Here is a 3,927-nt window from a genome sequence, read left to right as displayed (position 1 = left end):
CGTCGAAGTTCCTCTCGAAGTTCGACCCGCAGAGGATTTTGATTGTCTCAGCAAGGCAGTACGGCCAGAAGCCCGCGAAGGTTTTGGCGAAAAGCATTGGTGCGATGGTTGTCGCCGGCCGTTTCGTCCCCGGATCGCTTACCAATCCGATTCTGCCGAAGTTCACGGAGCCAGAGGTCCTTTTCGTGACGGACCCCGCAGCCGATGAGCAGGCACTCAGGGAAGCCCTCAACATCGGGATACCGATCGTTGGCATATGTGACGCGAACAACGAGACGAAGTATGTCGACCTTGTGATACCGTCCAACAACAAGGGTAGACGCGCTCTCGCGACGATCTACTGGCTCCTGACCAGGGAGATCATGAAGGCCAAAGGACAGTGTGCCTCGGATGAGGACTTCCAGATGACCGTCGAGGAGTTCGAGGCGTCTCTCTAGGCCGGCTTGACATAGTCTCAGGCATCATTTCCTGCGAAAGGCTATTGGTGAGCGTGGGATATCTGCTCCGGGGAGAGGAGGAGAATGAGACGACCTTCTGTTGCAGGTACGTTCTACGAGGGTGGAGAGCGCGCTCTAAGGGACCAGATCGAGCAATGCTTCATGGGGAGATTGGGACCAGGTAGATTACCGAAAGTCAGTCTCGGACCAAGAAAGGTACTCGGCGGGGTTTCGCCCCACGCGGGCTATGTCTTCTCTGGCATGGTGGCGGCCCATCTGTATTCCAGGATAGCGGAGGACGGCCTGCCGCAGGCGTTCGTGGTCCTCGGTCCGAACCATACTGGCCGTGGATCGGGGCTTGCCGTGACCACACAAGACTTCCAGACGCCGTTAGGCGTCGTCAAGGTCGATCGGGAGCTGGCCAAGGCGATTAGGAGAGACCTTGTGGACGAAGACGAGGAAGCGCACATGGCGGAGCACTCGATTGAGGTGCAGCTGCCGTTCCTGCAGTACCTTTCGCCAGAGATCAAGTTCGTACCCTTATGCATGGGCTTCCAGGACTACGATGCCGCCGTATCAGTCGGCAAGGTGATTAGGGACGCTATCAAGGGGAAGGACGTAGTCGTGATAGCCTCCACGGACCTGTCCCACTATGTCACCAAGGAGACGGCCCAGAGGAAAGATGGCATGGTCCTCGATGCCGTCAGGACGATGGATCCAAAGAAGCTGTACGATGTAGTCAGGGACGAGGATGTATCCATGTGCGGCTATGGCCCAGTCATGGCGACCATGATTGCGTGCACTGGTGGCAGGGCTACAGTTCTCAAATACGCCACCTCAGGCGATGTCCAGCCGATGAGAGACGTCGTTGGCTACGCTTCGATTGTAATTGAGAAGTAAGATTAGGGCCCAGATGCTTGCTGTGTCGATGAGGCTGCCACGAATCACTTCTTCGGTACTTCTGGCCGCGTTCCTCCTATCCTTAGTGTGGCTCATCCTGGTCGTCATCTCACCTATGCTCGTTCCCTCGAACACGCTACTCGATTTGTCCGGTCGAGTGGGCGGCCACGAGAACGAGAACCAGTTCAAGGACTTGGGTGCGATACCTCACGCAATCTACTGGCTCGGCGATGCGGAGTGCCATCAGCTTCTGAACCGAAGCTACACACTCAACGGGAACCAGATGCCGTTCTGCGCGAGAGACTTGGGATTGTTTGTTGGGATCGCAATCGGCTTCGGCTTCGCCTCATTCTACAGGTGGAAGATTCCTCCCCTATTCGTGATCCTGGGCCTCGTCCCGATCGCAGTGGACGGGGGAGTCCAAGCCGTGACTTCGTATGAATCGAACAACCTCCTTAGATTGGCAACAGGGATGCTCGCGGGCTTGGTGCTCTCTCTGCTTCTGGCTCATTTCGTTTTTGTATCCCAGGAGGACAGAGAGAAGGGCTCACAGAAGCTCCCTGGCGACAAATAATCGGAATTGATTTATAACCAGTACTCCAATTCTGCCTTGAGAGGATGGGATAAAACTCCATTTCTCTCACTTTGGTGGTTTGCCTTGTCGTCTGATACAAGGTCTTGCGTCGGCTGTGGAAGGTCAATCTCCTGGGATGCGAACGTATGCCCTTATTGTGGACACGACTATCGGCTCCAGATGGCCCCTCCTTTGAAGGTCAGAAGCTACAAGCCAGTCATCGCGGGCGTGCTGATACTCGTTGCGGGGTTTTTGGCCCTTGGGATGGGCCTTTTCTACCTGGCGCTGGATGTGAGTTCCCTGGAGGATGTTGGGGTCGCTCTTCCACCCGAAGTTAGCCTGGAAGACCTCCAAGACCTGATGGTCATCTGCGGTGGCATTCTCGTTGTGTCTTCATTTATCGCGATTGTCGGGGGTTTCTTCGCTCTCAAGCGCAAGCACTTCTTCGCCGCCATAGCAGGTGCCGTCTTTGGCATGGTAGGTATCGGTTTCATCCTGGGAGCGATTCTTGCCCTGATCGGCCTAATCCTGGTGGCCCTCTCGAGACATGAGTTCGAGTAGTCTCTGATCTGGACGAAGTCTGTCCCCGGTCTCTCTTCAGCAAATACTGTACAGCATCCATCCCTTCTTCAATTGGCTCAGAATCGTCGAAAGCGGCAATAATGTCTGGAAATTAATAGAAAGATACTTCTATAATCCTGGCCTATTCATGGTTGTGGCAGTCCGGGTACTGTCAGATGAATAGGAGGTTAAGGGATGGGATCCCCAGGCAGTTCTAGAAAGTGCGTTTCTTGTGGTCGGGAGATCGCGATGGAAGCGAATGTGTGCCAGTATTGCGGACATGACTATAGGATGCAGGCAGTGCCTGCGAAGCCTGTTGAGAAGGGCATGTTGTCCCTCGTCGGAGGGATTCTGATACTGATTGCGGGTATCATGGGACTCGTTCTCGGCGCCGTTTTCATTGTGGCCTCCAATAGTGTCGACACTCTGGCGGACTGGGGAGTCGACGTGGCTGGCGTCGGTGACATACTGTCGGATATTCTGTTGGTCTGCGGCATTATAGTGATCATCCTGTCGCTCGTCGTCGTGCTAGGAGGGTTCTTCGGCATAACGCGGAAGCACTGGGGTCTTGCCATAGTGGGCGGGGTCCTCGGATTGTTCCTGATTGGACCCTACATGCTCGCGAGCCTCTTCGCCCTGATAGGCCTGATCCTTGTTGCTGTGTCCAAGAAGGATTTCAGCTGAGTGCGAGCACTTGTCGGGCGCGGCCCATGGCCGCAGTGTAAACACCTTCCACTTTTCACATTTTCCATCTTGCCAAAGGCAACCTTATTCTAGGTGTTACAGGGATACACCGAGAGGAGGGCCAGGAGAATCCGCATCGGCCCCCATAGAGGAGGTTTGAGGTGATGCAATCATCCGGTGGTCAGGGAAGTAGAAATTGCGTCTCTTGTGGACGCGCGATATCTTGGGACGCTAATGTGTGTCCATACTGCGGTCATGACTACAGGGTAGTGATGGCTCCGCCCGCTCAGAAGAGCGAATCAGCAATGCCTGTTGCTGGAGGCATCTTGATATTGCTAGCAAGTCTCGGATATCTCGTCATTGGAGGGCTTATCGCGGCTGGTAGCACGCTCGCCCTCATCCCGAGTCTCGGAAGCAGTATCGCAGGGGTGGCTTGCGGCGGCGTGGTCTTGGTGCTTGGCCTGATATCACTCATAGGTGGGGTCTACGCGATCCAGAGGAAGAACTTCATGATCGCCCTGATTGGCGGCATATTCGTGATACCGTCCATCCTGGGCTTGATAGGCCTGATTCTGGTCATCGTATCGAAGGACGAGTTCAAGAGCTGATTCGACTCAGTGAAACCCCTTTCAGACCTCTATATCCTCTTCATCATACCTAGCTCAGGCTCGTAGATCTCGCCCTTGTCAAGAAGGCTGGCTACGATCTCCTCCAGCCTGACCTTGTCGATCTTCTTGGACTTCGCGGTCTCGACGATCGTGTCCCACTTGG

General features: G+C 54.9%; 6 protein-coding genes. All 6 read left to right on the top strand.

All coding sequences use genetic code 11. The features are described from left to right. Positions 1 to 437: 30S ribosomal protein S2 (locus KJ653_06490; GenBank protein ID MBU0685475.1), on the top strand; the 437-nt coding region annotated here is incomplete at its 5' end. A gap of 84 nt (positions 438 to 521) precedes the next feature. After that, positions 522 to 1,337, top strand: coding sequence for an MEMO1 family protein (locus KJ653_06485; GenBank protein MBU0685474.1), 816 nt, complete (start codon positions 522 to 524; stop codon positions 1,335 to 1,337). A 28-nt stretch (positions 1,338 to 1,365) separates the two neighbouring features. Next, positions 1,366 to 1,911: a DUF2085 domain-containing protein gene (locus tag KJ653_06480; GenBank protein ID MBU0685473.1), complete on the top strand. Its 546-nt coding sequence runs from the start codon at positions 1,366 to 1,368 to the stop codon at positions 1,909 to 1,911. 180 nt (positions 1,912 to 2,091) lie between these two features. Next, on the top strand, positions 2,092 to 2,472 hold the full coding sequence (locus KJ653_06475) for a hypothetical protein (GenBank protein MBU0685472.1): 381 nt from the start codon (positions 2,092 to 2,094) through the stop codon (positions 2,470 to 2,472). Positions 2,473 to 2,721: 249 nt separating this feature from the next. Then, the gene (locus tag KJ653_06470; GenBank protein MBU0685471.1) at positions 2,722 to 3,156 is read left to right on the top strand and encodes a hypothetical protein; all 435 of its coding nucleotides are present in this window, start codon (positions 2,722 to 2,724) and stop codon (positions 3,154 to 3,156) included. Between the two features lie 272 nt (positions 3,157 to 3,428). Continuing rightward, on the top strand, positions 3,429 to 3,764 hold the full coding sequence (locus KJ653_06465) for a hypothetical protein (protein MBU0685470.1): 336 nt from the start codon (positions 3,429 to 3,431) through the stop codon (positions 3,762 to 3,764). The last annotated feature ends 163 nt before the right edge of the window (positions 3,765 to 3,927 follow it).

This window comes from Candidatus Thermoplasmatota archaeon (assembly GCA_018814355.1).
Lineage (GTDB): Archaea > Thermoplasmatota > Thermoplasmata > UBA10834 > UBA10834 > COMBO-56-21.
This window is presented reverse-complemented; position numbering and strand designations above follow the sequence as displayed.